Annotated in this window: 23 protein-coding genes, 1 tRNA gene and 1 pseudogene; 10 read left to right on the forward strand and 15 right to left on the reverse strand. The window is 36.7% G+C overall.

The genetic code is table 11. The annotated features are described in order from the left end of the window. Positions 1 to 47 precede the first annotated feature (47 nt). Both ACEN33_RS07515 and ACEN33_RS07520 read right to left on the reverse strand, forming a co-directional pair. Positions 48 to 704: pseudogene (locus ACEN33_RS07515) on the reverse strand (PTS transporter subunit EIIB); the annotation flags it as partial. A 91-nt stretch (positions 705 to 795) separates the two neighbouring features. Continuing rightward, the gene (locus tag ACEN33_RS07520; protein WP_407094009.1) at positions 796 to 1,776 is read right to left on the reverse strand and encodes a LacI family DNA-binding transcriptional regulator; all 981 of its coding nucleotides are present in this window, start codon (positions 1,774 to 1,776) and stop codon (positions 796 to 798) included. Between the two features lie 197 nt (positions 1,777 to 1,973). On the opposite strand from ACEN33_RS07520, the gene fabV reads away from it, so the two are divergent. Continuing rightward, positions 1,974 to 3,158, forward strand: coding sequence for an enoyl-ACP reductase FabV (gene fabV / locus ACEN33_RS07525; protein ID WP_231606925.1), 1,185 nt, complete (start codon positions 1,974 to 1,976; stop codon positions 3,156 to 3,158). A gap of 152 nt (positions 3,159 to 3,310) precedes the next feature. Continuing rightward, complete coding sequence (locus ACEN33_RS07530) at positions 3,311 to 4,201, forward strand: DegV family protein (RefSeq protein ID WP_407090624.1); 891 nt, start codon at positions 3,311 to 3,313, stop codon at positions 4,199 to 4,201. Here ACEN33_RS07530 and ACEN33_RS07535 read toward each other — a convergent pair. From ACEN33_RS07535 to yghU, 3 genes are all read right to left on the reverse strand, one after another. Further along, on the reverse strand, positions 4,198 to 4,845 hold the full coding sequence (locus tag ACEN33_RS07535; protein WP_407094823.1) for an alpha/beta fold hydrolase: 648 nt from the start codon (positions 4,843 to 4,845) through the stop codon (positions 4,198 to 4,200). The two genes, ACEN33_RS07530 and ACEN33_RS07535, sit on opposite strands and share 4 nt — an antisense overlap. 92 nt (positions 4,846 to 4,937) lie before the next feature. Next, entirely contained in the window at positions 4,938 to 5,423 is a 486-nt protein-coding gene (locus tag ACEN33_RS07540) for a DNA-deoxyinosine glycosylase (protein ID WP_407094825.1), read from the reverse strand. Positions 5,424 to 5,518: 95 nt separating this feature from the next. Beyond that, a complete protein-coding gene (gene yghU, locus ACEN33_RS07545; protein ID WP_138405183.1) occupies positions 5,519 to 6,304 on the reverse strand; it encodes a glutathione-dependent disulfide-bond oxidoreductase in 786 nt (261 codons plus the stop codon). 177 nt (positions 6,305 to 6,481) lie between these two features. Between yghU and ACEN33_RS07550 the strand changes: the two genes are divergently transcribed. Beyond that, a complete protein-coding gene (locus tag ACEN33_RS07550; protein WP_407094832.1) occupies positions 6,482 to 8,062 on the forward strand; it encodes a potassium/proton antiporter in 1,581 nt (526 codons plus the stop codon). 266 nt (positions 8,063 to 8,328) lie between these two features. On the opposite strand, the gene ACEN33_RS07555 is transcribed toward ACEN33_RS07550, so the two are convergent. Continuing rightward, a complete protein-coding gene (locus ACEN33_RS07555) occupies positions 8,329 to 8,988 on the reverse strand; it encodes a DNA alkylation repair protein (protein ID WP_407094826.1) in 660 nt (219 codons plus the stop codon). A gap of 285 nt (positions 8,989 to 9,273) precedes the next feature. Further along, positions 9,274 to 10,449, reverse strand: a complete 1,176-nt coding sequence (locus tag ACEN33_RS07560; RefSeq protein WP_407090619.1) for a 5-methyltetrahydropteroyltriglutamate--homocysteine methyltransferase — start codon at positions 10,447 to 10,449, stop codon at positions 9,274 to 9,276. A gap of 124 nt (positions 10,450 to 10,573) precedes the next feature. Between ACEN33_RS07560 and ACEN33_RS07565 the strand changes: the two genes are divergently transcribed. Beyond that, complete coding sequence (locus ACEN33_RS07565) at positions 10,574 to 11,491, forward strand: LysR family transcriptional regulator (protein ID WP_407094827.1); 918 nt, start codon at positions 10,574 to 10,576, stop codon at positions 11,489 to 11,491. 95 nt (positions 11,492 to 11,586) lie between these two features. On the opposite strand, the gene ACEN33_RS07570 is transcribed toward ACEN33_RS07565, so the two are convergent. After that, positions 11,587 to 12,327 carry a sulfite exporter TauE/SafE family protein gene (locus tag ACEN33_RS07570; protein ID WP_407090618.1) on the reverse strand — a complete coding sequence of 247 codons (741 nt, stop codon included), beginning with the start codon at positions 12,325 to 12,327 and terminating at the stop codon, positions 11,587 to 11,589. A 144-nt stretch (positions 12,328 to 12,471) separates the two neighbouring features. Between ACEN33_RS07570 and ACEN33_RS07575 the strand changes: the two genes are divergently transcribed. Further along, a complete protein-coding gene (locus ACEN33_RS07575; RefSeq protein ID WP_407090617.1) occupies positions 12,472 to 12,852 on the forward strand; it encodes a VOC family protein in 381 nt (126 codons plus the stop codon). A 59-nt stretch (positions 12,853 to 12,911) separates the two neighbouring features. Here the strand turns inward: ACEN33_RS07575 and msrA are convergent, their stop codons facing one another. Both msrA and ACEN33_RS07585 read right to left on the reverse strand, forming a co-directional pair. Continuing rightward, complete coding sequence (gene msrA, locus ACEN33_RS07580; protein WP_407090616.1) at positions 12,912 to 13,436, reverse strand: peptide-methionine (S)-S-oxide reductase MsrA; 525 nt, start codon at positions 13,434 to 13,436, stop codon at positions 12,912 to 12,914. Between the two features lie 33 nt (positions 13,437 to 13,469). Then, a complete protein-coding gene (locus ACEN33_RS07585) occupies positions 13,470 to 14,336 on the reverse strand; it encodes a MetQ/NlpA family ABC transporter substrate-binding protein (RefSeq protein WP_407090615.1) in 867 nt (288 codons plus the stop codon). Positions 14,337 to 15,314: 978 nt separating this feature from the next. Between ACEN33_RS07585 and ACEN33_RS07590 the strand changes: the two genes are divergently transcribed. The 5 genes from ACEN33_RS07590 to ACEN33_RS07610 all read left to right on the forward strand — a co-directional run bounded on the left by ACEN33_RS07590 (position 15,315) and on the right by ACEN33_RS07610 (position 19,589). Further along, positions 15,315 to 15,698: an ABC transporter transmembrane domain-containing protein gene (locus ACEN33_RS07590; RefSeq protein ID WP_407094833.1), complete on the forward strand. Its 384-nt coding sequence runs from the start codon at positions 15,315 to 15,317 to the stop codon at positions 15,696 to 15,698. Between the two features lie 322 nt (positions 15,699 to 16,020). After that, a complete protein-coding gene (locus tag ACEN33_RS07595) occupies positions 16,021 to 16,488 on the forward strand; it encodes an ATP-binding cassette domain-containing protein (RefSeq protein WP_407094834.1) in 468 nt (155 codons plus the stop codon). 449 nt (positions 16,489 to 16,937) lie between these two features. Beyond that, positions 16,938 to 17,147, forward strand: coding sequence for a TetR/AcrR family transcriptional regulator (locus ACEN33_RS07600; RefSeq protein ID WP_407094835.1), 210 nt, complete (start codon positions 16,938 to 16,940; stop codon positions 17,145 to 17,147). Between the two features lie 737 nt (positions 17,148 to 17,884). Further along, positions 17,885 to 18,775 (forward strand): bacteriochlorophyll 4-vinyl reductase, encoded by an 891-nt coding sequence (locus ACEN33_RS07605; protein WP_407094828.1) that lies wholly within the window; start codon positions 17,885 to 17,887, stop codon positions 18,773 to 18,775. Between the two features lie 223 nt (positions 18,776 to 18,998). After that, positions 18,999 to 19,589: a DUF6448 family protein gene (locus ACEN33_RS07610; protein WP_407094829.1), complete on the forward strand. Its 591-nt coding sequence runs from the start codon at positions 18,999 to 19,001 to the stop codon at positions 19,587 to 19,589. Positions 19,590 to 20,494: 905 nt separating this feature from the next. Here ACEN33_RS07610 and ACEN33_RS07615 read toward each other — a convergent pair. The 5 genes from ACEN33_RS07615 to ACEN33_RS07635 all read right to left on the reverse strand — a co-directional run bounded on the left by ACEN33_RS07615 (position 20,495) and on the right by ACEN33_RS07635 (position 24,424). Beyond that, positions 20,495 to 20,567 (reverse strand) — tRNA-Thr (locus tag ACEN33_RS07615). Positions 20,568 to 20,645: 78 nt separating this feature from the next. After that, complete coding sequence (locus ACEN33_RS07620; protein WP_022796604.1) at positions 20,646 to 21,965, reverse strand: DUF2254 domain-containing protein; 1,320 nt, start codon at positions 21,963 to 21,965, stop codon at positions 20,646 to 20,648. 71 nt (positions 21,966 to 22,036) lie between these two features. After that, positions 22,037 to 22,483 carry a DUF4385 domain-containing protein gene (locus ACEN33_RS07625; RefSeq protein ID WP_407094019.1) on the reverse strand — a complete coding sequence of 149 codons (447 nt, stop codon included), beginning with the start codon at positions 22,481 to 22,483 and terminating at the stop codon, positions 22,037 to 22,039. Between the two features lie 367 nt (positions 22,484 to 22,850). Continuing rightward, a complete protein-coding gene (locus tag ACEN33_RS07630) occupies positions 22,851 to 23,162 on the reverse strand; it encodes a hypothetical protein (RefSeq protein WP_407094830.1) in 312 nt (103 codons plus the stop codon). Positions 23,163 to 23,311: 149 nt separating this feature from the next. Further along, the gene (locus ACEN33_RS07635) at positions 23,312 to 24,424 is read right to left on the reverse strand and encodes a type ISP restriction/modification enzyme (RefSeq protein WP_407094831.1); all 1,113 of its coding nucleotides are present in this window, start codon (positions 24,422 to 24,424) and stop codon (positions 23,312 to 23,314) included. Between the last annotated feature and the right edge of the window lie 219 nt (positions 24,425 to 24,643).

Here is a 24,643-nt window from a genome sequence, read left to right on the forward strand (position 1 = left end):
CCTTAACTTTTGAAGAAGAAAAAGTGATCAACAAACAATTAAATACTAAAGTCGCATAAAAAAAGGTAGAAAGCATTTAAGCTTTCTACCTCGGAAATCTCTGACCAACACGATTTGACAAAGAACCGTAATTGTGGTGCTACCATCATCAACCCAACAACAATACCCAACAACGGATTCCCACCAAATTTACGCGTTGCACTGTAGGCAATTAACACTGGTAAGAATGCAAAAGCCGTATCTGTTAGCATCGCAAAGAGTCCTGCAACATCTTCAGTCATCTCTAGACCAAGTTCAACTAGTAAACCACGCAGACCCATTAATAGCCCTGTCGTTACTAGCGCTGGAATTAAAGGCACTAAAATATCTGCTAAAATTCGAACAACTTTTTGAACAGGATTTAAGTTTGCATAAATATCATCTTTCATCGACCCATCATCATCTGAACTTGTTTTTCCTAAATATTCATCTAATTCTTTAGTGACTTCATTGACTTTTCCTGTACCAAAAATAAACTGATGTTGCCCTGTTGAGAAGAAATAACCTTTACTCTCTTCAATATTATCTGCTTTCTCTTTATCTAACTTACTATCGTCTTTAAGCACAACACGCAAGCGCGTAGCACAGTGCTCATAGTTTTTTATATTCTCTTTACCACCAATGACATCCAACAACTGTTCAATTGATTTATCATATTTCCCCATGTTTATCCCTCCAGATAATTACAAAACTTGAAAACGGAACCGGTTCCATTAAATAGTAAAGCAAACGCTTGCAAATTGCAAGCATTTTTTGTTATTTTATTTTTTTAGTGGATTGTTTTACATTTAATTGATTGGGCATCGTCTCCAGTAAGCTAACTGGATCCTCTTTCATCATTTGTTCGATCCGATTCAACGCTTTAATCCCTAAGCCATAAAATGGGTAATCGATGGTCGTAATACTTGGAAATGTATAATCAGATTCGCTATATCCCCCAAAACCGGATAAAGAAAAATCATCTGGAACAGATAGATTTAATTCGTTGGCTGCATTCAATATTCCGATCGCTATATGATCCGTTGCAGCCGCGATATAAGTTGCCTCAGTCGTTGGTAAATAGTCTAAAGCTTGTTGATAAGCTTCTTTTCTTGAGAAACTCGTCTCATGGAATGCTGCTTCAAAACCTGCTTCTTTTACTGTATCCATAAACCCATTTCGTCTCAAAACCCCCACCGCATTGTCCTCTTCTGTGACGCCGACGTATAATATTTTTGTATGCCCTAATTCCAAGGCATGTTCAGCAATCAATCTGCCAGCTTCATAATCTTGATGGACAAGACTTGGAACACCCTCAATTTTTTGGCCTAAAATGAGGGTGGGAATGCTTAATTGAGTTACTTGTTTCTTTAAGTCCTCATCCATCTTACTCGCGATGAGAATGATGCCGCCGACTTTTTGTCTTTTTAATAAAGAGATATTCTCTTTCTCACGTTCAATACTCAAGTTGGAATTGGTTAACATTAACTGGTAGCCTTTTTCATGCGCAACGTCATCGATCCCTTTTAACACTTGATTTGTCGATGGGGAATCGAATCTTGGCAGAACCACACCAATCATATTTGAGTGCTGGGCTTTTAAACTTTGGGCAAATTGATTCGGCACATAACCTGTTTCTTCGATGATGGCTTGGATTTTTTCACGTGTCTTATCACTCACAGATCCATTATTTAAATACCGGGATACCGTGCTTTTTGCCACACCCGCACGCTTCGCAATGTCATTTAATGTCGTCAATTCCTTCACCTCTTTATCTATTTAACATTATATTACCATATCGGACCAATGAACTCATTGTCCAAATTCAAATCCTAAGATTCCTTTAAAATAATTCGCCACAGTTCGGTTATAACTATCAAATTAGGTGAAATTTTAGTATATTAGAGATACTTAATTAATCATTGGAGGTCATTACTATCAAATTCGAACATAAAATGCGTGGAAATGTGTCATTTGGTGTTAACCCAATTGGGTGTAAACAAGAAGTGAATAATCAAATTGACTTTGTTAAAGAACAAGGTGCTTATGAAGGCCCTAAAAAAGTCTTAATCATTGGTGCGTCTTCAAGTTACGGCTTAGCGACACGTATTAGTCTCGCTTTCGGTGCGAATGCGGATACGATTGGTGTATCATTTGAAAAAGGTCCTAAATCAGAAAAAAACTTAGGGACAGCAGGTTGGTATAACAATATCTACTTTAAACAAGCTGCAGAAGCCGAAGGCTTAATCGCGAAAAACTTCGTCCAAGATGCTTTCAGTCACGAAACGAAGCAAGATGTTATTAAATACATCAAAGAAGAATTTGGTGGTAAAGTTGATCTGGTTGTATACAGTCTTGCGTCAAGTGTCCGCACAGATCCTGATACCGGCGAACGCTTTAATTCAGTGATTAAATCGATTGACCAAACAGTTGTCGGACCGAATGTAAATATTCAAAAACAAGAGTTCTTTGAGCACGTCTTAGAACCTGCGACAGAAGAAGAAATTGCCGATACAGTCAAAGTGATGGGGGGCGAAGATTGGCAATTATGGATGGAAGCTTTAAAAGAAGCAGGTGTCCTAGAAGAAGATGTTTTAACAGTAAATTACTCATACTTAGGTTCTGATCTAAACCGTCCTTACTATGGTGACGGAACGTTAGGTCAAGCGAAAGCAGACTGTGAAGTCAAAGCAGATAATATTAATGAATTATTAACTGATATTAATGGAAAAGCGACGATTGTGGTTGCGACGGCTGTAACAACCAAAGCCAGTTCAGTGATACCATTCTTCCCAGTGTATTGCATGGGGCTTTATCGCATCATGGCTGATAACGGAACGCATGAAACGCCAATTATGCACCAAGACCGTATTTACCGTGATATGTTATATGGTAATAATGCAGAGTATGATGACAAAGGACGCCTACGTCCAGATAGTTGGGAGTTAGATCCAGAAGTTCAAAAAGAAGCTGAAACATTAATTCACACGATTAATGAAGATAATTTCACTTCGGACAAAACTGGTTATAGTATCTTTATGAAAGAATATTTAAACTTAGCTGGCTTTGACGTTGACGGTTATAACGAAGCCGAAGGCGAAGAAACAACTCTAGATGATTTACTTGCTTTAGAATTCTAAAAATTCAAACAAAAAACAGTTCGCCTGTCCAACGCGAACTGTTTTTTGCTGTCTGAGGCCTTTCATTTGGCTTTTATTCACTATATACTTAAGATTAATTAAAGGATGATATTAATTCATTATAATATTATATTTAAGAAAGGATGAGGAGAATGAAAGCTGCCATTATTGTGGATAGTACTGCAGGCTTAACTGAAGAAACAGCGACGCTCTCGAATATTTACCAAATATATCTTAGTACCATATTTGAAGATGGGACTGTGTATATTGACTCGCCCGATGAGTCTTTAACGAAAGATTTTTACGATAGAATGGACACTGAGAAAAACCTGCCCAAAACTTCTCAACCCGATACGAAACAAATTTATGATTTATTTGAGCAACTCGTTCAAGATGGTTATGACACGGTCTTTGGTGTTTTACTCTCTGAGAAAATAAGTGGAACCTTTCAATCAATTCAAACGACTTCCAGAGAATTCAGCGATCAATTAGACATTCATTTAATTGACGCACAGTTGACTTCTTTTGTGATGGAGGCGATGGTACTTAATTTAGTTGAACTCATTCAACGTCAATTTGAACCAAATGACATTGTTACTCGTATCAAGCATTTGCTTGAACAATCAGCCTTTTACTTCACTCCAGCAAAACTGGATAACTTAGTGAAAGGTGGTCGCGTTAGCTCATTAAGTGGGTTTCTTGGCAATGCCCTCAATATTAAGCCCATCATTACAATGGGTGCAGAACACGATGGGCAAGTATATGTTCCGGAAAAAATCCGGACGAAGAAAAAGGCTCATGACCGCTTGTTTGAGATTGCGGATACACACATTCAACAATATCCAAAACACGCATATGTCGCGGTTGGCCATACTGGGGCTGAAGAAGATGCCCAAGTCATGCGCGACCGCATTCAATCCGCTTACCCTGATTTACCCATTCGAATTGGCTTTATTACGCCCGTTCTAGGAACTCATGGCGGGAGTGGTGCCATTTCAATCAACGTGGCCCCATTATTAAATCCTTCCGCATACTCCAATTAAATACGCGCATTTGCTAGCCATTCAGCAATCAATTTGACCGTCAGGTCAGGTTGATCTGCATAGAGATTGTGGCTAGCTTTTTGTATAACTTTATAATCGACATAAGAGTTTTGTCTCTCTTCCAGTCTTTGCATTTTAATCGGTAACTCCTCTTTGAAATCACTTAATAGCAATAAGGTCGGAGTTTTGTAATCCGGTCGGATAATCGTTAATTTCATCGCATCATTTAATTTCATTAGTTCCAACAAGCCTTCCTCAGATAACTCGTCGCCACCTATTTGACTTAGTACTTCTTTAGTTTCTTCCATAGATTCAGCCAGCGTTTTACCAACATCTTCATTCGTCAGGATTCCCCCATCCAACATAATCACTCGTTCAATTTGTGTTAGGCGGGTAGATAAGTAAGCAGCGATTTCGGCCCCGATAGAATGCCCCATCAAGATGATCTCTTCATCTGGAAAATACCCCTCAAAATAAGCTAGTAACTCTTCAAAATCATCAATCGTGACATCTTTCGCACCGAACTGTCCCGGTAAATCTAGATAAGTAAATTCATAGCCTTTTTCTTCCAATGACTCTCGTAACTCCAATGAATCTTCTCGACCGCCTCCGAAACCATTTATAAAAAATATTTTCTGGCTCATCTTTATGACCTCTTTTCTATAATGACTCTTCACCAGGTAGGTTGCGTTAGTATAACACATCGCCTTTAAAAAACATCCTTAAAGACTTTTACTTAATTTAACACTGAGCGAATGGCTTGAGTCCATTGTTCCATGCGTTCTTTTTCACGGCCGTTATTCAAACCACTTGTAGATAAGGCGCTGACAACGTCATAGGATTGAAAGACTGGTTGTTTAATAATTTCTTTATAGGCTGTTTTCCCATTCGCAATAATGAGTTTGATTGGTATACCCTTTAACACGATTTCAAAATCATTTAAGGTCGGATTCTTTATCTTATGATCTAAACTCCCCTCCCTTTGCACAGTCGCATACACTTCCCAAAGACCGATGCCGTGGGCTTGTAAGGTATCTAAGCGTTCTTGGTAATCCACGGGGTCTGGAACTTCTAAGGCGTTAAAAACAACCCGCCAAAAGGCATTCCCGGGGTTACCGTAGTATTGCTGCTTTCGTAAAGACAGCACACCCGGGTGGCTACCCAAAATGAGGATGCGTGTTCTTTGATTGACGACCGGTCCAAAACTATGTGTCTCTTCCATATCTCATTCTCCTATTCAACATTTTTAATGCAAAAAGCTCCTTCTAAAGAAGCCAAAGCTTGTACTTCAGAAAGAGCAACTAATTACTTATTAACTTAGTCTTTGATTGGTTTGTATTCGACTTCTAAACCTTTCTTCACAGCTGGACGCTCTGCAATGCGGCGAGCCCATTCTAATACCTTTGGATATGATTGGATATCTAAGAATTCTGCTGAACCTTCGTATAAATCCCCTAGAGCAAGACGGCCATACCACGACCAGTTTACGATATCCGCAATGGTATATTCGTCTCCTGCAATATATGGTCGTTTCCCTAAAGTCTTATTTAATAAGTCTAATTGGCGCTTTGTTTCCATTGTGAAGCGATCAATCGGGTATTTCATTGGTTCTGGTGCATAGGCAAAGAAGTGTCCAAATCCTCCACCAACATAAGGTCCTGCACCAATTTGCCAGAATAGCCAGTTCATCGTCTCAGTGCGCCCATGAATATCTGTTGGAATTAATTTATTAAATTTCTCTGCTAAGTAAAGTAAAATCGAACCTGATTCAAAGATTTCTAATCGTGGCTCTTGGCTTTGATCAACCAAGGCTGGAATCTTAGAGTTTGGATTGATTTCGACGAAATCTGAACCAAATTGGTCACCGTCGCCGATATTTATTAAATACACATCATAATCAACATCCACACCTAATTCTTTTAACTCTTCAAACATAATGGTTGCTTTAATTCCATTTGGTGTTCCTAGTGAATAGAGTTGGAATGGCGCTTCTCCTACAGGCAATGTTTGTTCGAAACGACTCCCTGCAGTTGGGCGATTACCCCCTAAATTCGAATTTTCGTCTTCCCATTTCCACACTTTTGGTAATTCATATGACGTCATCGTAACACTCCTTATATAGTTTATTCGTAGCTTCATCATACTACTTTTACTGAGCTTTTCCCAAGTATTCGCTTAGAAACTATTCCCGCTAATTTTATAGGTAATTTCACTAAGGTCTCTACCTAACTGTGCTATAATAGTCTTAAGCAATAATAATAAGGAGAGATTACAATTTATATATTAATCATTTCACTTGTGCTTATCATGGCCTTGATTGCTATGCGCATTTCAAGTGATTTAAAGATACCACAATTACTTCTGTTCATGCTCTTAGGTGTTTCCTTTAATTTTTTTGGCGCAGATTTTACGAATTATAATTTTTCCAATCAAGTATCTTCCATAGCTCTGATGTTCATTATTTTCTATGGAGGATTTGGTACAAAATGGAAGATGTCAAAGCCAGTTGCAAAAGAAGCTATTACTTTAAGTTTCCTCGGAACGGTTCTAACCGCATTGATCACCGGACTCTTCGTTTATTTAGTCTTTGATTTTTCTTTACTTGAGGCTATGTTACTCGGTTCCATTATTGGTTCGACCGATTATGCCAGTGTATCGGACGTTCTCGTCTCTCGACGCTTAAAATTAAGATACAATACAGACTCATTACTAGAGTTAGAATCAGGATCGAATGACCCGACGGCTTATACGATGGTCGTACTATTCTCGACGCTACTTCAAGGGAAAAACGTCAATGTTCCTGTCTTAATTATCTTACAAGTTGGGATTGGTTTATTACTCGGCTTTGCTTTAGGGTGGGTATTCATCCGTATTCTCGACTACTTAAATACTCGAGAAAATATGGAAGTCATTCTGTTAGCTGCCGCTGCTTTATTCACTTATGAATTTACAAACCAAATTGGTGGTAACGGCTACTTAGCGGTTTATATCTTTGGTATTTATATTGGTAATAAAGAATTCGTTGGTAAGCGTGAAGTTGTCTTCTTTTTTGATAGCTTTACAAACTTAGCGCAAATTGGCCTATTCTTCTTACTTGGTCTTTTATCTGATCCAAGTTCGATTATTGCGATGTTGCCGATTGCCTTAGTGATTATGTTATTTATGACATTTATTGCGCGTCCTGCCTCGGTTTATGGTTTAATGGCGCCCTTTAAGTTGAATAAAAACCAACTGCCTGTTATTGCCTTTGCCGGACTACGAGGAGCTGCGGCAATTGCGTTCGCCATTAGTGTGGTCAATTCTGACACACCATTCTTGAACGACCTCTATCATATTGTCTTTGATATTTGTCTATTATCATCGCTCATTCAAGGAGGTTATTTACCAACCTTATCTAAGAAAATGGATATGGTTGATCCTGAAGATGCGTCTTTACGTAACTTCAACTCGTTACAAGATAAGAGTGACGTCGGCTTTTTAGCTACTAAGATAAAAGCAGACAGTGACTTAGTGAATACTTATATTCGAGATATCACACTGGCTTTTGATTTTATTATCGCAAAAGTCCTTCGTCACGGCGAAACGATTGTCCCGAACGGCGATATGCAACTTAAAGTTGGCGATGTCATTGTCTTAGCTGGACGTTCTTACTTCGATGTGGTCGGAACGGACTTACTAGAATTTCGAATCAACAGCCACCACAATTGGGTTAATAAACAGATTAAAAATATTCGCTTAGAACGTGACTCCTTGATCGTCTTAGTTTTAAGAGGCGATAATGAGTTGATTGTTCCAAATGGGGATACAACTATTCTTGATCAGGATACCGTCTTAGTTTTAGAAGCATCTAATGCGAAGTAAATAGAAAAATAGCGAGGCACATATGCCTCGCTATTTTTTGTAGACGTTAACTTGAGTCAAACCGATCTTGCATTTAGATCAAGACCCTTTGACGTCATTAAACTACTCCTTCAAGTTTGTTATTCACTTACAATATACCATTCACTCCATCCTAAACTAAACATTATAATTTCAATATTATATTGATAACTTACTTTGTTTTATAATTAATAAATTATCGTCTCAAGTAGATATTATGGAAGTGAGAATGAAGTTAAATATCGCTTTTACAAATCTCGTTTATTTGATTCAATCATAATAAATTCTGGTAAATAATTCGGCGTACACCCTTTCGAAACTTTCTCATCTTTGTACAGGCCTGTATCTTCACCAATTATAACGCAACGTTTACGGTACTGTTCCTCATAAACCCCAATCCAGCCTGCTGTAAAGTTCATAGCCCACTGAACTTCTGGTTGCTCTTGACTAATTTTAGCTTCAATTGCAGTTACCAAGTCTGATGTATTATTTGGTGGTGTTTTCCCAGTCCATCTTAATCGCCCTTGATGATACCAGTAAGTCCGCCTTTGAAGTGCGTATGGACTATCCTCCCACGACTCCATGAGTGTCGTTAATTTCTTATTCTTTGTGAGCTGATTAGCTAACAACCAATCCATTAGATTGTTACTTTCATCATATGTATGAATTTGCATATCATCAACAAGTTCATCTAATACTTCTTCTGAAAGTAGTTTTTTGTCCATAATTAAGATTGATAAAAGCCTTGGTAAAAACTTACCACTCGACCAAAGTTCCATCGCCAGTTCATGATCAACTTTTATTTCTTTTACAATTTTTCGTAAGTCACCTAATTTTGTATTATCATCAATCTGTCGAAATATTGTTTCCGCTTTTTCAGAGGTCTGTATTACTTTGTTTTGATTCATCGAAATACTCCTTTAATTAAATCCGTGAGCTTTTAAATAATTATAGCTTTCTTCTAAACAATCGAAAGGATCTCCTTGGGATGTTTCTTATTCAGCAAAAGTATATTGGATCCCTGTTTCTTTAGTTGCCTGCCTCCTTGGTGAATAGATTGCATCCAATATACAGAAAAAGAGCACATCTACAGAATAGTAAAACTATTCCATAAATGTACTCTCACAATCAACGACCAAATAAAGAAAGCTTTGCTACCTGATCAGTTGACATAGTTTATCGCTCTTTTTTACTTACTCTCCCCAGAATCGGTAAGCAATGGCTTGACCTTGCTTGATTTTATCCCATTGCTGTTCCTGAGATAATTCATTCCCTCCATCACATGACGCGAAGCCACATTGATGAGATAAGTACAGATTATCTTTTGAAACATACTGAGTAGCTTTTTCTAATTGTTCATACACTGCAGCTTCATCATCTAATTTTGCCGACTTACTTGATAAGAATCCTAAGACTACTTCTGTGTCAGGCTTGTTTTTAAAGACGCTTAACGCACTTAAGTCTCCGGCACGCTCATCATCCCACTCTAAGTAGAAACGGTCATAGTTTTGTTTTTCTAAGAATAAATGCGCGATTTTCTCGTAACTTCCACCACCCATATTACGTGAATCATAGTTACCACGGCAATTATGCGTATAGACTTTTAGACCCAGTGAATGAGCATAGGCAATGACATCATTATTCAAATCAATGAATTCTTGGGCTAAGCCTGAGATTGATGAGTGATCAAAGTCAGTACCACTAAAAGGACTATGTGGGTTATCTTCAGCAAATAACTCCCATAAGCAGTCATCAAATTGGATAATCGTTCCACCTGCTTCAGCGAATTCCTTTAAGAAATCTTTGTAAGCTTGACTTAAATCCTTTTTGAATTCTTCTGCCGTCTGATAAACTTTCCCTCCGATTTCCTCTGACAAGCTAAGTTCTCCAAAAATATGTGACGGAGATGGAATACATTGCTTTAACGTTGCACCTTGGGGTGATACTTCTTTTAAGCGATTAAAGTGGTCGATGAATGTATGATTATGACCATGTAAAGGCGATTCAATTGTGATGCCGATATCCTTACGAGTTTCATAACTGCTCTCTTGATCCAGATCACGGAAGAAGTACCCATTATCCGCAATGTAGCGTTTAATACCATTTAAACCCCACACAAAATCAAGGTGCCACATAGATTTTGAATATTCGCCATCAGTCACTTCAGGTAAGCCATGTTCAATTTGTTGGCCAACAACTGCTTCCACGGCTTGATCTTCTTCTCTCTTATAGCCGTCAAAATCATTGTAAAATGGATACGCAATATCATCACGCTGTTCGATTTTCGTCTTATAATCTAATAATGACTCAGGACGTAATAATGATCCTACGGTCAAGAATCGGTTGGTTGAGTTAGCTGTTTTTGTCATTCATATTACCCCTTTTTAATTTGTTTCTAATAGTATAGAATACATGATGAGCTATTAGTAATATCTATTTTAGTTTGCTTAGCATAGTATTTAACTATGACCAAATAAAAAAAGGGGTGTTTCAATGAATCTAAAGCAAATAGATTATTTCTTGAAGGTTGTGGAGACGGCTTCAATTACTAAAGCAGCTGATGAATTATATCTTTCCCAACCGTCCTTATCACATGCGATTAAAGAGTTGGAAAAGGAAATGAATATCACGCTGTTCCACCGTAGTTCCAAAGGTGTGACTCTTACGAGTGAAGGCGAAGAATTCCTATTATATGCAAGGCAAATTAGCGAGCAAATTAATTTGATGAACCGCCGTTATAAAGACGATGAAGCACCGCAACAAATTTTTAGCGTGGCAGGGCAGCATTTTGCTTTTGTAGTTGATGCATTCGTCCGTCTGCTGAAACAATACGAAGACCATGACTATCAAGCGACATTGAAAGAACTTCGAACCTATGAAGTCATTGAAGACGTAGCTAATTTGAAAAGTGAAATTGGTATTATCTATCGCAGTCATTATAACCGTCAAGTCATCAACGCTGAACTAGAAAAAAAACACATTCATTTCACACCACTTATCTCTGTTAAACCACATGTATTTATTTATAAAGATCATCCCTTAGCCGATTATGAAAAGATAGCTCTCTCTGATTTAGATACTTATCCAAAATTAAGTTACGATCAAGGGCACCACAATTCCTTTTATTTTTGGGAGGAAGTATTGGCCGACTTTGCTTCACGTAAAACAATTACAGTGAGTGACCGAGCAACTTTGTTTAATCTAGCTATTGGCCTAAATGGCTACACGATTAGCTCAGGTATTATCAATGCTGATTTGAACGGGAGCGATATTATTGCAAGGCCACTCGTCTCTTCCGAAACGATTGAAATCGGCTATATTACTAATAACATGCACACATTAAAACCAATCGCTCACATATTTCTTGAGATCTTGACGGAACGACTAGAAGTGTCTGTTGGGAGTAACTGATAATTTTTACTTTATTCATCGATAGACCATAAAACATAGACACACCTTAATTTACTTCACTTTTTTGTATTTATGTATTTAAATAGCATCATCAACTATAAAATCAATCGCAATGCTGTTAATACAGTTACGATAATAATAAATCGGCGGTACCATACATCATTGATACGCTTAATGAGCCAAATTCCGACTAAAGCACCGACAACAATGAATGGAATTGAAAACACCGTAAACTTGACTGTATCGCTGTTAATCGTACCCCAAAGAAAAATATGAAATGGCAATTTAATCAGATTAACTAGAAAAAAGAACCAAGCCACTGTACCAATCATTGATTCCTTCTTAAGCTGTTGAGTTAAAATATACACATTAAAGATGGGACCCGCTGCATTTCCAATCATTGAAGAAAAGCCACTCAAAGTACCGACAGCACCTTTGATAAGGGGATTGTCTGGCAAAACTATTGCTTCTTGTTGATATTCTCGAACGATTAAAAGAATAATACAGAGGATAACAATGATGCCGATAAGGAATTTGAATTGTGCATCATTGATCCAGTTCCCAACAATGGCACCCACAACTACACCCACGATACTGGCTGGAATTAATTTAAGTACATCCGCTATGTTTCCTTTCTTACCATACTTAAAGATTGCTATAAGATCGCCTACAATCACCATTGGCAACATAATACCTGACGAATTTTTACCCCCAAAAATTAATGCCATCATGGCGACAGCTGGTATTATTGCCCCTTGAATTCCAACCTTTGAGAAACCAACGATGAGCGCACTTGTAGCTAGCATTATTATTTCGAATACATCCAGTTCAAACATTCGTCCCCTCATCCGTGTTAAGCTCATTATAGAATATATAGTAAGCGTCTTCCAAACTTAGTTATTCAGTAGGTTGAATCAAATGCCTATATATCCTTTTCATGTTAGAATGAAAGTAAGAAACTATTGGAGGATGATATTATTATGAACCAAGAACTCGTTGAGATTTGCCTACGTGTTAGAGATATTGACGCTACTTTAGATTTTTATACGAATCTATTTAACTTTGAAGTGGCTAGTCGCAGAGAATTCCCTGAGAATAAGTTTGATTTAATCTACTTAAATTCTCCTGGATCATCTGTACAAATTGAACTGACTTATAATTATGATGCAGAACCATATAATATTGGGGACGGCTTCAGTCATTTAGGTGTGACTGTCAGCGACTTAGAAAAAATGCATGAAGTATGTAAAGCATCTACTTATGAAACTGGTGACTTAAGAGGTCTTACAGGTGGCACGCCAACTTACTTCTTCGTAACAGATCCAGATGGATATCGTATTGAAGTAAAACGAGCTAAATAAGTAATAATTAAAAAAATGTAAGTGTATTGGTTATTTTCCAACACACTTACATTTTTTCTTTAATTAACTAAACTTTTAGCTTTATCTCGACCAGACTCAGCTCGGTAAGCTTTATAATGTTCTGGGTCTTTTTTATAGAAATCTTGGTGATATGTTTCTGCTTCATAAAACACCTCTGCAGGAGTGATTTCTGTAACGATTGGTCTATCATAGGCTCCGCTTTGTTCTAAGGCTTCTTTAGACGCTTCTGCCTTTAATTTTTGTTCTTCTGTTAAGTAGAAGATACCAGGTCGATAGGATGAACCACGGTCAATAAACTGTCCACCCGCATCTGTTGGATCACTAATATTCCAATAAATATCTAAGATTTTCTCATAAGAAATGATACTTGGATCAAATTCAATTTGAACTGCTTCAGTGTGTCCCGTTTCTCCACTTTTAACTGCTTCATATGTTGGATTCACAACATGCCCGCCTGTATAACCTGAAGTTACTGAATGAACGCCATCCCATTGATCGAATGGTTGAATCATACACCAGAAGCATCCACCTGCTAAAATTGCTGTTTCGTGTTGTTTTGTCACATTAATCCCCTTCTCTTCTATATATTCTAGTTCTTAGTTTTCTACTTCTGGTAAGGGCACATCGAACATTGGATATGTCTCACCGTTATATACTTCATGTATTTTCTCTTCAACATCATCTGTTTGGTAAATTTCTGCTATTTTTAAGTATAATGGGTTATCTTTATTCTCTTCTAAAGTTGTAATGGTATTGATGTACATTGGATTAACTTTATCCACATCTTCTGCATCATTGAAGATAGCGTCATTAATGGATAATCCTGCATCATTGGCAAAATTTGTATTAATTAAAGCTGCATCCACATCTGGTAAAGATAGTGCCGCAAAGTTTGGTTCAACAAGCACCATTTCTAAATTCTTAGGGTTCGCGGTAATATCTTCCTCATCCGCGTAAATTCCAACTTCATCATCAACTTCAATTAATCCAGCAATCTCTAAAGCTAAAAGTGCCCGTCCTAACGTTGAGGGATCGTTTGGTAAAGCAATGCTTCCGCCTTCTGGAATATCGTCTGGAGAGGTATGTTTCTCAGAATATAGACCTAAGGGCATTAAGATTGTATTGGCAATCGCATAGACCGTGCCGGCATTATCTTCGTTCCAAGATTTAATAAACGGATGCCCTTGGAAACCACTCATATCAAGCGAGCCATTTTGCAGTGCGACGTTTGGTTGATTGTAATCATTAAACAGAACCAGTTCTAAAGTAATTCCTTCCTCTTCCAAAGCTTTCTCTGCTACATATTCCCATAGTTCAAGTCCTGTATCACTTACAACACCGACGATGACCGTTTCACCTTCAAACTCTTTTGTTTCCTCAGCTGAAGCAGCTGGTAAAAGCCATTGGCCACTCACTAATAAGATACTTAATACGATACCAAATACACGTTTGATATGTTTCATTATATTCTCTCCCATAAGCTATTATTCTTCCAGACCTTGCAACTTTTTTGAATAAAAAAAGTCCCTTTTGTCAGAGATATCTCTAACAAAAGGGACGAAGAGTCGTGTTACCACCCAAATTTCTATTATCTTCACAAATAATAGCTCAATCAGTATCAATAAATACTGCACACTGTATCGGGTGTTCCCGTCTAAGAAGCATTAACCTCTTAAACTGCTCCAAGCTCATCTTCACTCACGCTTAAACCGCCCTTTTTCACCAAACCAGGCTCTCTGTACTTGTTAAGTCGTTTCGCTACTCTTCTCTTCATCACAGTCGCTTATTAATCTATTGTTTTACATACTATGCGTCTTCATTAAAATTGTCAACCCTTTTATTATATAAAAATTATAAATTACAAATAACTCTCATTTAAAATATAATATCCAATAAGTCTCCATATGAATGACAAAAGATAATAACGTTTTTAATGGTTAACATGGGTTAATTACTTATATGCCTTAACTATATAAGAAAGAGTGAGTCTATGAAACCTGATTATTACCTTGAAGAAATCATTGAACCCTTTAACCACCTAAAGTCCATCTTCGTAAGGTCACAACTTAACAAAATGAACAACCACCTACAATCACCTTACAAATACCCAAAAGAATATACTTATACCTAAAACCCTTCACACTTCTAGTTTTCCTCATGATGGTATCATCCTAGTAGCCGGATTACTCGGTATGTTACCTGCAATTTTAACCGGTCGTATCTTCGATGGTCGATTCATCGGTGGTGACTTTAACCAGTTAATCACCCTGATTGGCGCATCATTCATCGTCCTACTTTTAACCGGTTTAATCGGTTTCACCTAAAGTTTCCTCGGCGCTTGTCTATCTCAAAACATCGGTAAAGACATGCGTAATCAAATTTTCGGCCACCTTCAAAAACTATCGCAAGGCTTTTATGCTTCTGGTAAATAAGGTGAAATTATTACCCGAATGACCAGTGACATCAGTGGTGTTCAAAGCATTGACACCGGTACTTTAACCCAAGCCGCCTCCAACTTAGCTGTCTTAATTTCTTCTTTTATTGCGATAATCCAACTAAACTGGATACTCTCTTCAATCAGTATGTTAATCGTTCCCCTAATTGTCTTTCCTGTTAAAATAGTCGGTAAAAAATGCTGGGCACTAACCAATGAATCTCATGATTTAAACGATGAAGCGAATGAAATATTAAATGAAACGCTCAGCGTGAGTGGTCAACAACTGGTTAAACTGTTCACTAAAGAAGAAATTGAGTATCAACGCTATCAGACAGTAGTTAAACAACTCACACAAGTTAAAGTTAAAGAAACAACCGTCGGTCGATAGTTTAGAATGGTTGCACAAACCTTCATCGAAGCAGGCCCATGTTTATATACTAGCTGGGGGGCATCTTGCTTCTGATTAATCATTCCCGAGGTTTAACCGTTGGTAATATTACCTTCCTTGTCGCTTTTTAATGCAACTTATAGACATACATATCGAATTTATCCGCTCGCGAACTTTATTCAACCGTATATGTAACTACTTAGATATGCCCATTGACATCCATAACAAACCAAACGCTCTCACATCAAGCTAAATAAAAGCCAATCTGAGCTTTAACAATGTCTCATTTTACTACAAAGAAGATTCACCTTTCCTTCATGTTATTAGTTCCCAAGTAAATGAAAGTGAAATTCTCGCAATCGTTGGCTCTTCTGGTGCAGGTAAATCGACCCTTTTTAATCTGATTCCAAGACTCTATGACGTCATTGGAGGAGAAATTAAACTGGGTGATTACAATATTCAAGATTTAGATTTACACTTCCTAAAACAAAATATCGGAATGGTTACTCAAGAAACCTACTTATTCAACGTATCCATCCGGGAAAATCTCCTTTACGCTAAAAGTGACGCCACTGAAGAACTCATCCAAGCCTGTAAAGAAGACAATAACCCTGACTTTATCACAAGTCTTCCCGACGGTTATGACACCAAAGTCGGTAATCATGAAATCAAACTATCTGTTGGAGAGAAACAAAGGCTTTCAATTGCTAGGGTATTTCTAAAAGACCCAAAAATACTCATCTTAGAGGAAGCAACATCTAGTCTTGACTCAATAACTCTGAAGGCTTAATCCAAGACACTCTAAGCTCATTAATTAAGAATAAAACGAGCCTTGTCATTGCTCTCCACCTGTCAACATTTATCAATGCTGATAAAATACTCGTCTTAGACAATGGACAGGAAGTCAAAAGAGGCACACACCAGCAACTTCTACAAAATGGGGGTATGTATATACTGATGTATGAAACCCAATTTAAACCGTATCTTCATGATACTGAACAACTTGCTTCTGCTTAATAGAATATAGAATACTTGTCACCTGTCGCTGAACCTTAAATCCCATTCTGGATCAAGAGTGTCAGTACAGATGGCTTTTTTATGTAATAAAGCTTAAGTAGCAGTCTTTTGACCAGATAGTCAAATATGATAGAAACGATACGTTGATCACGCGGTCAATATTGAAATGAGGTGACACGACTAAACAGAACAAAGCAAAGTAATTTAAAAAATCAATAAATTATCCAAAGTGCTATTACTGAGTTTGGCCTTCATCGTTATAGTGAGACCTCACTTAACGCAATATCTAAAGAAAGTAATTTTTCCAAAGGAATTATCTATCATTATTTAAAGAACAAACATGATCTATATTTAGCTTGTGTGGCTGAATGTTTCAAAGCTTCATCACTTTTCTTAATGAAGAGTCAGTTTCCTTTGAAAATATCGAAGTAGCAACTAAAAAATATTTTTCATTGCGTCAACAATTCTTTGAACGAAAATCTGAATTTAGTAATATATTTGCGAACGCCGTTTTTCATCCACCCCTACACTTAAAGAAAGAAATCAGAGCACTGAAAACAAAGCTGGATCAATTTAATTATGATTTCTACGAAAGTATCCTTCAATCTTTAGATTTAAAGGATTTATGTGATTTTTGATGAGGCGATGGAGCCTTTACAGCTATTTTCATTTTATCAAGAGCTTTAGGTAAATATTCCGGCGCTTATATTGGAGCGAAAGTCACAAAATTACCCGATACAGTAGCGAAACATCTTAGTCTGACACTATTACCCCACTCAGGGTTTTTACTCGCCTTTACTGGGATTGCAGCTTCACAAATCGCTCTATTCGACCCTACAACAGCCACCATTATTCAAGGTACAATTAATTGCAGCAGCCGCTTTTATCAACGAGATAATCGCTGTTCTTATTTCTAAAAAAGCCTTTGAATGGGCTGGGGAATCAAATCAACAGAGAGCCACTCAACCCATAGGTGATTTGAATACATCGAAAATTTAATTAAATGAATGCACAAATAGAGCACTCTGGGGATTCTTGAAGAGCTCTATTTGTGCATTATTCTATGGACACGCTTTAATTTATAACTTATTATATATTTACTAAATATAAATTTAACATCAATTATAAGCACCTGCCTGTATTACCAAATAACAAAAAGGAATGATGACATGTCAGATAAAATTGATAACAAAGATATAAACAGAGGAAACGAACTTGTCACTACTCTCTTATCAAATCGCATCTTAAAAATAGACCGTAAAGAGTTCCTATATCAATTATTCAAGGAGGAACCAGAAATTGAAAAAATACTTGAAAATGGCCCCATTGAAATTATTGATGAGAAACAAATTGCTTCCATAGCTAAAAAAGCCATTAACAATACGACAATGAAATCATCTGCTGCATCCTTCGTTTCAGGACTGCCTGGAGGTGTCGCAGTAGTTGCTTCAATACCTGCTGATATTCTACAGTTTTACGGCATGTCGATTAATTTAGCTCAAAAACTGATGTATTTATATGGTTATCCTGATATGTACAATGATGATAAGCTAACCCAAGAAGGGAAAAACTCATTAATCATTTTTCTTGGTGTGATGTTAGGAGTCAGTGGGGCTGGAACAGCTGTTAAAGGGATCTCATCAGCTCTAGCTGGTCAAGCAGTTAAGAAGCTCCCACAACAAGCACTCACAAAAACTGTTTATTATCCAATTATCAAAAAAACTTTAGCTAATTTTGGCGTAAAAGTGACTAAGAATTCCTTTGCAAAATCTGTATCAAAGGTCATTCCAGTCGTTGGTGGAGTTGTTTCTGGTGGACTGACTTTAGCTACCTTAAGACCCATGGGCTATAAATTACAAAAAGCTTTGCATGAAGGGACTTATGCACCAATCGTCCAAGAGGATATCATTAAAGATGTAACTTTCACTCAAGTTACTAATAGCGAAGAAGACGAAGCTTTTGAAAAACTGAAGAAAACAAAAGAGTTATTTGACTTAGGTATTGTTAGTGAAGATGAATATACAGAAATAAGAGAAAAGTATTTGAAGGATTTTTTATAAAAAAATCAAAACACAATAATAGATCGCTCAGGATAATCCTGATATGTCCCCCTTAAAGTAGACAATTTTAAAAGCAAACTACTTTCGGGGGTCACCTCAGTATATCACAGGACGTTGTCCTTTTTTATTACACAGGGATTTTGTTTAAACTTGATTGTCATCAAGTGTAATTTTCTTTTCTTTGGATAGTATTAAGCTATCAAATAGAGAAAGAAGGATTGAAATGCTACAAAAGAAAAAAATGTTTATCCCATTAGTTATTGCTGGTCTCGGTTTTAGTTTAATTGCTCCTATTACTGCGGAAGCACACTGTGACACTCCCTCAGGTCCTACTTACAATGCACTTCAGACAGCCATCGAAAAAAATGACTTTAATCACATATCGTACTGGGTTCTTCCAGAAAGCGAAGCAGAATTAAAAGAAACTTTCGACAAATCTATGAGTGTTATGGACAAATCAGATGACGAAGAGACTGACCAACTTGCTCACGATTATCTATTCGAAAACTTTGTTCGCTTACACCGCGCTGGTGAAGGGGCACCTTATACAGGAATATCAGATGAGCCTACAGAAGAAGGTATTGCATTAGCTGACCAGAGTATCGCTGAAGAATCACTACAACCATTGGAAGACGCTGGGTACATCACAGAGGATAATAAAGCCCATGTTGAAGAGGTTTTTAGTAGCTTACTTGAACGTAAAGAATTCGATGTAGAGGATACAGAAGCTGGTCGCTCATTTGTAGAGGCTTATGTTGAGTTTACTCATCTATTCGAACAGGGTCACGAAGAAGAGAGTCACGATTCACATTAAATAACTCATTTCTAATTATTTCGGTAAAACTCAACCCCATGATAAAGGTCTATGTTAGCAGACTTCTATCATGGGGTTTTTTAATTTCAGTTTAAAATAGGCAATCTAACAAGTGACACTATAGTCTAATCGTTACCTCAAAGCGATTCTGGCACTTGGGACAGACTACTTGCCTTCTTCCCCTCTTAAGAGGTAACCGTAGAGTAACACCGCATTCAGGACATTTTCTGTAACGGTGCGTTCCCATATGACGAATTCTTTGCCATATTGGCTTTACTTTCCTTTGAAGCTTACTTATCCACTTCATAAACTTTTGATTTTCTGCTCTTCGTGATGATATATTTTTAGAAAACACACGGTAAAATATCCATATGATAAAAATAGATAACAATATATTTAATAGTCGGATTTGCGCAAAAATCTGGACAATAGAAAGCACAAAGTAAAGGATAATACCTGCAACGTAAAGATAATCTATCCCATAACGCCCTTGCATGAATTGGGCTAATTTAACTTTAATTTTATTTAGCATTTAGGACCTCTTTTTTAAATTTATATTACAACTACAATATGAACTTAAGAATAATTTTCGGTTGAAAGGGTAAAACTCAGTTAAAAGATTTCTATCCAGCCTTCATAAAAGTGATTCTCTAGGATAAAAACACTAAGACATTCGATATACAATTGCACTTCGATGATGGATACATTGATCAAGCATCTTTGCCTTTTAGGTTAGCTGTAATTTTTAGCATTACTTATGATACGCATGTTCCATTATAATGCGACACCTTCTTTTCCAGCAAGTTTACCGACGGATGTGTGACGGTTTGGTTTTGGGAAATATTAGCCAGAAAAAAAGTACATCTCAGGGGTTAAACCTTGATGTACTTTCTAAATTAATGTGATACCGGCTATAGGGATCGAACCTACGGCCCCCGCGTTACGAGTGCGATGCTCTACCAACTGAACTAAACCGGCATTCTTTGTGTTTTGAACTAAAGAGAATATTATAAACCTTTCAGCGAAAAATAACACAGATAGTTTTCAGTTTCAAGCTCATTCCTCTAGCTCAGGATGGTTAATCCCTAGAATACGTTGTTGGCGTTCCTCGATATTTTGAATATCTAGTCTTTCCGTAAAATTGGGACTCGTTAGATTAAACAGATAATTACTGTAATCCTTAATATAGTTTAGCTTCTTCGGATGTGCAGAATAAGCAACTGTCAACAAAGAGTCAAACAGTGCCACCACTCCAGAAATATCTTGCTTCATATAGTGAATTAATTGCCAATAACTTTCATATAAGTCTTTTGGAAAATTATTGAAATCATAAATCACGTTACCTCCCGAAGAAAATGTCTCATCAGTGTCTTCGCCCATCACCACAAACCTTCCTGGTATACTGGCAAATTTTGAATCCAACAAAGCCTTGTAGTTTAAGATATAAATGGCGGTATTAGGATCATTTATGCCTGGCGAAACCGCCCTCAGAGCTACTTCAATCAATTTAGCTCGAGCAAAATTTGGATCGTACATAGAAGAAGGTTTTTCTTCATAAGTTAGGGTGCGGTTTATTGCCGCTTGGAGCTGTGATTCATCTTTAACTTTTCGGTTAGTGTATAAATCGACTAGCGGCTGATTTGCGGAAATAAACTCTCCTATTCTTAGATGTAGCACTATGGTGCCTTTGAATTCCTTGCTCAGTTCAACTAGTCGATTAAAATTAATATATTCAACATAACCACTCTCGTTAGCCTTTACTGTGAAGATGTGTAGCGTGTCTATTTGAGGAAGATGATCCAACAAAGGCATTTCTTGAAAGTATTCAATCGTTTCATCCGCAACTGACTCGGCCTCCTTGTACAATTTAGTCACAAGATGGTTCAATTGTACGGATATTGCCACATTATAAACGAACTTCGTAAAATAAAAAACGCAGGCAAGGGCGTACAATAAGGCAATGGAGGCCGAAACAACCAAATATTCATCTTCTGAATTGCGCATAAAAAACAAAGAGGAAAGACAATAAATAAAACCACCAAGAAAAATCCCCAAAGTTTGCATAGATGTTTTCTGTAAGAGAAAATTCTCAACAGTCCGGGGACTGAAATTAGATGAGTAGAACGAAATGACCGATAACATCGTCCCAAACGTGAAGGTTGCCACTGAAAAAAGGGAACCCGCTAGCAGGCTCAAGATTGATTTGGCCAGATTGACGCTCGTTAGAAAAACAGTTGGGAAATAGTCCACCACATTTATCATTCTGGTGTCGAGCAAGATAACACCAATCGCTAAAATGAAAGAAAAGAGCACGCTCCCTCCTAGAATAAGCCAAATACGTTTATCTTCAAAAAATAAGCCAAATGCCTTGACCATGTTCTATAACCCCTCCTTTGATAGAATTATTTTCTCTATTATACCACTCGCTCCTTAGGAATGTCTTCTTTTCAGCCGTACTTTTTCTGATGTTCTTTCTTCAACTTTAAATACGCTTCATTTTCCCTCACAATTTTCCACTTCTCTTCAAAAATGGTAGCTGACTTTGCTTTTTCTTCGTCTATTATTCTTTCTTTTATGTCGCCATTTTCATCATATTTGCGACCACCTTTGTAATTGGCGTAACGTCTAGATCTAGTGTAGCCCAATTGAAGAAACTTCCGACTCATATCCATACCCACAAAATCACCGGCTGCCTGGTAATCCAAAAACAGCTGGTAGATTTTGTCAGAAGATACTTTAGCAATTTCTGGAGTCTTAAAACGCCAATGTGGTAGTATCTCGCTTTTATAAGGTTCTACCAGAAGCACCCCTTGTTCTCCTCGGCCCACTCGATACAATTCAGGCTGGTCCCGGAAGTTTATCTGAGCGAAATCCAGTTCATAATCAAAGGCCATGTTACCCCCCCTCATGTCGATCCATTTCACTTTTTCTGTTTAGTTTTGTTACTAAACATGACGTTAATTTTGTGTTCCAGGCAACTATCTTGTCTGCTCCTAACCGGAAGACAAAAAAGCTAGATTCGTAAAGGTCTCGCTAACATTTGTCTGTAAATTGTTTTCAATTTTATCATCATTTATGATACGTATGTCCGTATCATCGATAGGTAATAAAATCTATTAGCTATTTTGATACGATTAAAAAAGAACCTCAAGCTAGTCTTCTCTGATATGAGAGATTACCCTTTGAGATTCTTGTTAGATATATGTAGCTTATGACATTAGTTGTTTCTTCCATTAGTCCATATATTGATTTTTAAAAAAGTTAGATGACTTTTAGTTCATGGACGTATAGGTTATAGGTATCTCTTTCTGCATCGTACTCATTAGATAGTAGTGCTTCGTACTGTTTTGTCTCATCTACTGGCTCACCGAGTAGTTCTATTATGCGTTTAGACTCTATATGGATTTGATTGACATCCTCATCGTATTCATAGTTACCTTCTATTACTTCTACTATTTGAAATATTACTTTCTCTACTTCTTCTCCATCTTTTTCATCAACATCATTATCCACTAGTACATCATTTAGTTCATGTACTTTGATTATAGCTTTAAAAGTATCATTTTGATTCATTGTAACCGCTCCCTAAGTTTGATACTTTCAATCTACCATTATTTTTCCTTGAAGTCGAGAACTCATAGTTTTTACAGAACTGATTGTGAATTAAACTTACCCCATATCCCGATAATAAGGATATGGGGTATTTAACTTTGTTTAACATTTTATTCTTCTATTATCTCTAGTGGTGGTAGACTATTAACTAAATCGACCGTTTGCACAGAGACATTGATGATTGATAACAATAGATTAAAAATGTATTTTGGATCTTCAGAGTAATCATTTGGATCGTCAATTATACCAGATTTTTTGTCGGTCTTTACTCGATATTGATCTATAATCCATTCGATTGCTGAACGACCATTAAGTTTATATTGATAAGCCTCATCAGGAATATTTTTGATTGTAATATCCTTATTAAATTTCAAAGCAGTTTTATCTTTTCTGTTACAAAACTTAATTTTGTTTACAATATAACTTGGTCTATCGTTACTAAAATCAATATCTACTTCTTTATATGGTTCGATGTTTTCATAATTAATATGTAAATCAGCTAGTTTTTTTCCTACCTCAACAAAAAGAGATTTGTTTTTTACTAAAGGTATTCTTGGTAACTCTTTCGCTAAGTCATTCTTAAATTTACTTCGATAATCATTACTGTGCAAAACACCATAGATATAATAATACAAATCAAGATTATCTAACCCAAAATGTTTTTGAGAGGTTTCGCTTGAGTTATCTTTACTAAATTCGATTAACATACCATCATTATATTGATTATTGTATAGAAAGAAACCTTGTGCACCTGCCTCTAGTAAATTTAAATCTGTAATAGTATTAGTCATTAAAGTGTGGAAAGGATTTTTACTACCCTTTCCTGGAACAGATATTAGCAGATTTCTTTCCCCATAATAATCTTTAAATTTTCTTGGCCTTTCAACAACATTTGAATCATAATATACCCACTTCTTAGTAAATGGTCTATACATTTCAAGAACTAAATGTCCTCGATTATAATGGATAACAGTATCATTCTTAAATTTTGTACGTAAACTACTGCTCCATTTAATAAAACTATCGTCAGTATTAATGTGATTTAATTTTTTGTCTTTAGTATATTTTTTTAGCCTTTTTCTTTCCCTATTATAGTTATCTATTAATAATTGAGAATTAATTAAAGTCTGATCTTTACTAAATCCTGTAATCCAAGCATCTCTATTTGTACTTATCCCTAAACTTTGATTGTAAAATATACTATTACTAAAACCACTTTCCATAGGTAAAAGTTTTTGATAAATTTCATTACGTTGATTAATCCAATCATTATTATCATCTGGTTGGATAATATTAAACCCTATATTTTTTATGGTACGCCGATTGTAAAATTAAGCTAGACAACTAAAACAGCCATTTGTGGTACACTCAACTTGTAATTCCGACCAAAGAATACAAAGGAGTGACCACAAATGACCTACACCCATCTTACCACGGATGAA

The sequence above is a fragment of the Ruoffia sp. FAM 24228 genome (genome assembly GCF_045528575.1).
Lineage (GTDB): Bacteria > Bacillota > Bacilli > Lactobacillales > Aerococcaceae > Ruoffia > Ruoffia halotolerans.

What these genes read in the sequence shown, in the direction of transcription:
- fabV (WP_231606925.1), top strand. Translation starts at nt 1,974, where the DNA reads ATGCGTGGAAATGTGTCATTTGGTGTTAACCCAATTGGGTGTAAACAA.
- ACEN33_RS07530 (WP_407090624.1), top strand. Translation starts at nt 3,311, where the DNA reads ATGAAAGCTGCCATTATTGTGGATAGTACTGCAGGCTTAACTGAAGAA.
- ACEN33_RS07535 (WP_407094823.1), bottom strand. Translation starts at nt 4,845, where the DNA reads ATGAGCCAGAAAATATTTTTTATAAATGGTTTCGGAGGCGGTCGAGAA.
- ACEN33_RS07540 (WP_407094825.1), bottom strand. Translation starts at nt 5,423, where the DNA reads ATGGAAGAGACACATAGTTTTGGACCGGTCGTCAATCAAAGAACACGC.
- yghU (WP_138405183.1), bottom strand. Translation starts at nt 6,304, where the DNA reads ATGACGTCATATGAATTACCAAAAGTGTGGAAATGGGAAGACGAAAAT.
- ACEN33_RS07555 (WP_407094826.1), bottom strand. Translation starts at nt 8,988, where the DNA reads ATGAATCAAAACAAAGTAATACAGACCTCTGAAAAAGCGGAAACAATA.
- ACEN33_RS07560 (WP_407090619.1), bottom strand. Translation starts at nt 10,449, where the DNA reads ATGACAAAAACAGCTAACTCAACCAACCGATTCTTGACCGTAGGATCA.
- ACEN33_RS07565 (WP_407094827.1), top strand. Translation starts at nt 10,574, where the DNA reads ATGAATCTAAAGCAAATAGATTATTTCTTGAAGGTTGTGGAGACGGCT.
- ACEN33_RS07570 (WP_407090618.1), bottom strand. Translation starts at nt 12,327, where the DNA reads ATGTTTGAACTGGATGTATTCGAAATAATAATGCTAGCTACAAGTGCG.
- ACEN33_RS07575 (WP_407090617.1), top strand. Translation starts at nt 12,472, where the DNA reads ATGAACCAAGAACTCGTTGAGATTTGCCTACGTGTTAGAGATATTGAC.
- ACEN33_RS07585 (WP_407090615.1), bottom strand. Translation starts at nt 14,336, where the DNA reads ATGAAACATATCAAACGTGTATTTGGTATCGTATTAAGTATCTTATTA.
- ACEN33_RS07605 (WP_407094828.1), top strand. Translation starts at nt 17,885, where the DNA reads ATGTCAGATAAAATTGATAACAAAGATATAAACAGAGGAAACGAACTT.
- ACEN33_RS07610 (WP_407094829.1), top strand. Translation starts at nt 18,999, where the DNA reads ATGCTACAAAAGAAAAAAATGTTTATCCCATTAGTTATTGCTGGTCTC.
- ACEN33_RS07620 (WP_022796604.1), bottom strand. Translation starts at nt 21,965, where the DNA reads ATGGTCAAGGCATTTGGCTTATTTTTTGAAGATAAACGTATTTGGCTT.
- ACEN33_RS07625 (WP_407094019.1), bottom strand. Translation starts at nt 22,483, where the DNA reads ATGGCCTTTGATTATGAACTGGATTTCGCTCAGATAAACTTCCGGGAC.
- ACEN33_RS07630 (WP_407094830.1), bottom strand. Translation starts at nt 23,162, where the DNA reads ATGAATCAAAATGATACTTTTAAAGCTATAATCAAAGTACATGAACTA.
- ACEN33_RS07635 (WP_407094831.1), bottom strand. Translation starts at nt 24,424, where the DNA reads ATGGAAAGTGGTTTTAGTAATAGTATATTTTACAATCAAAGTTTAGGG.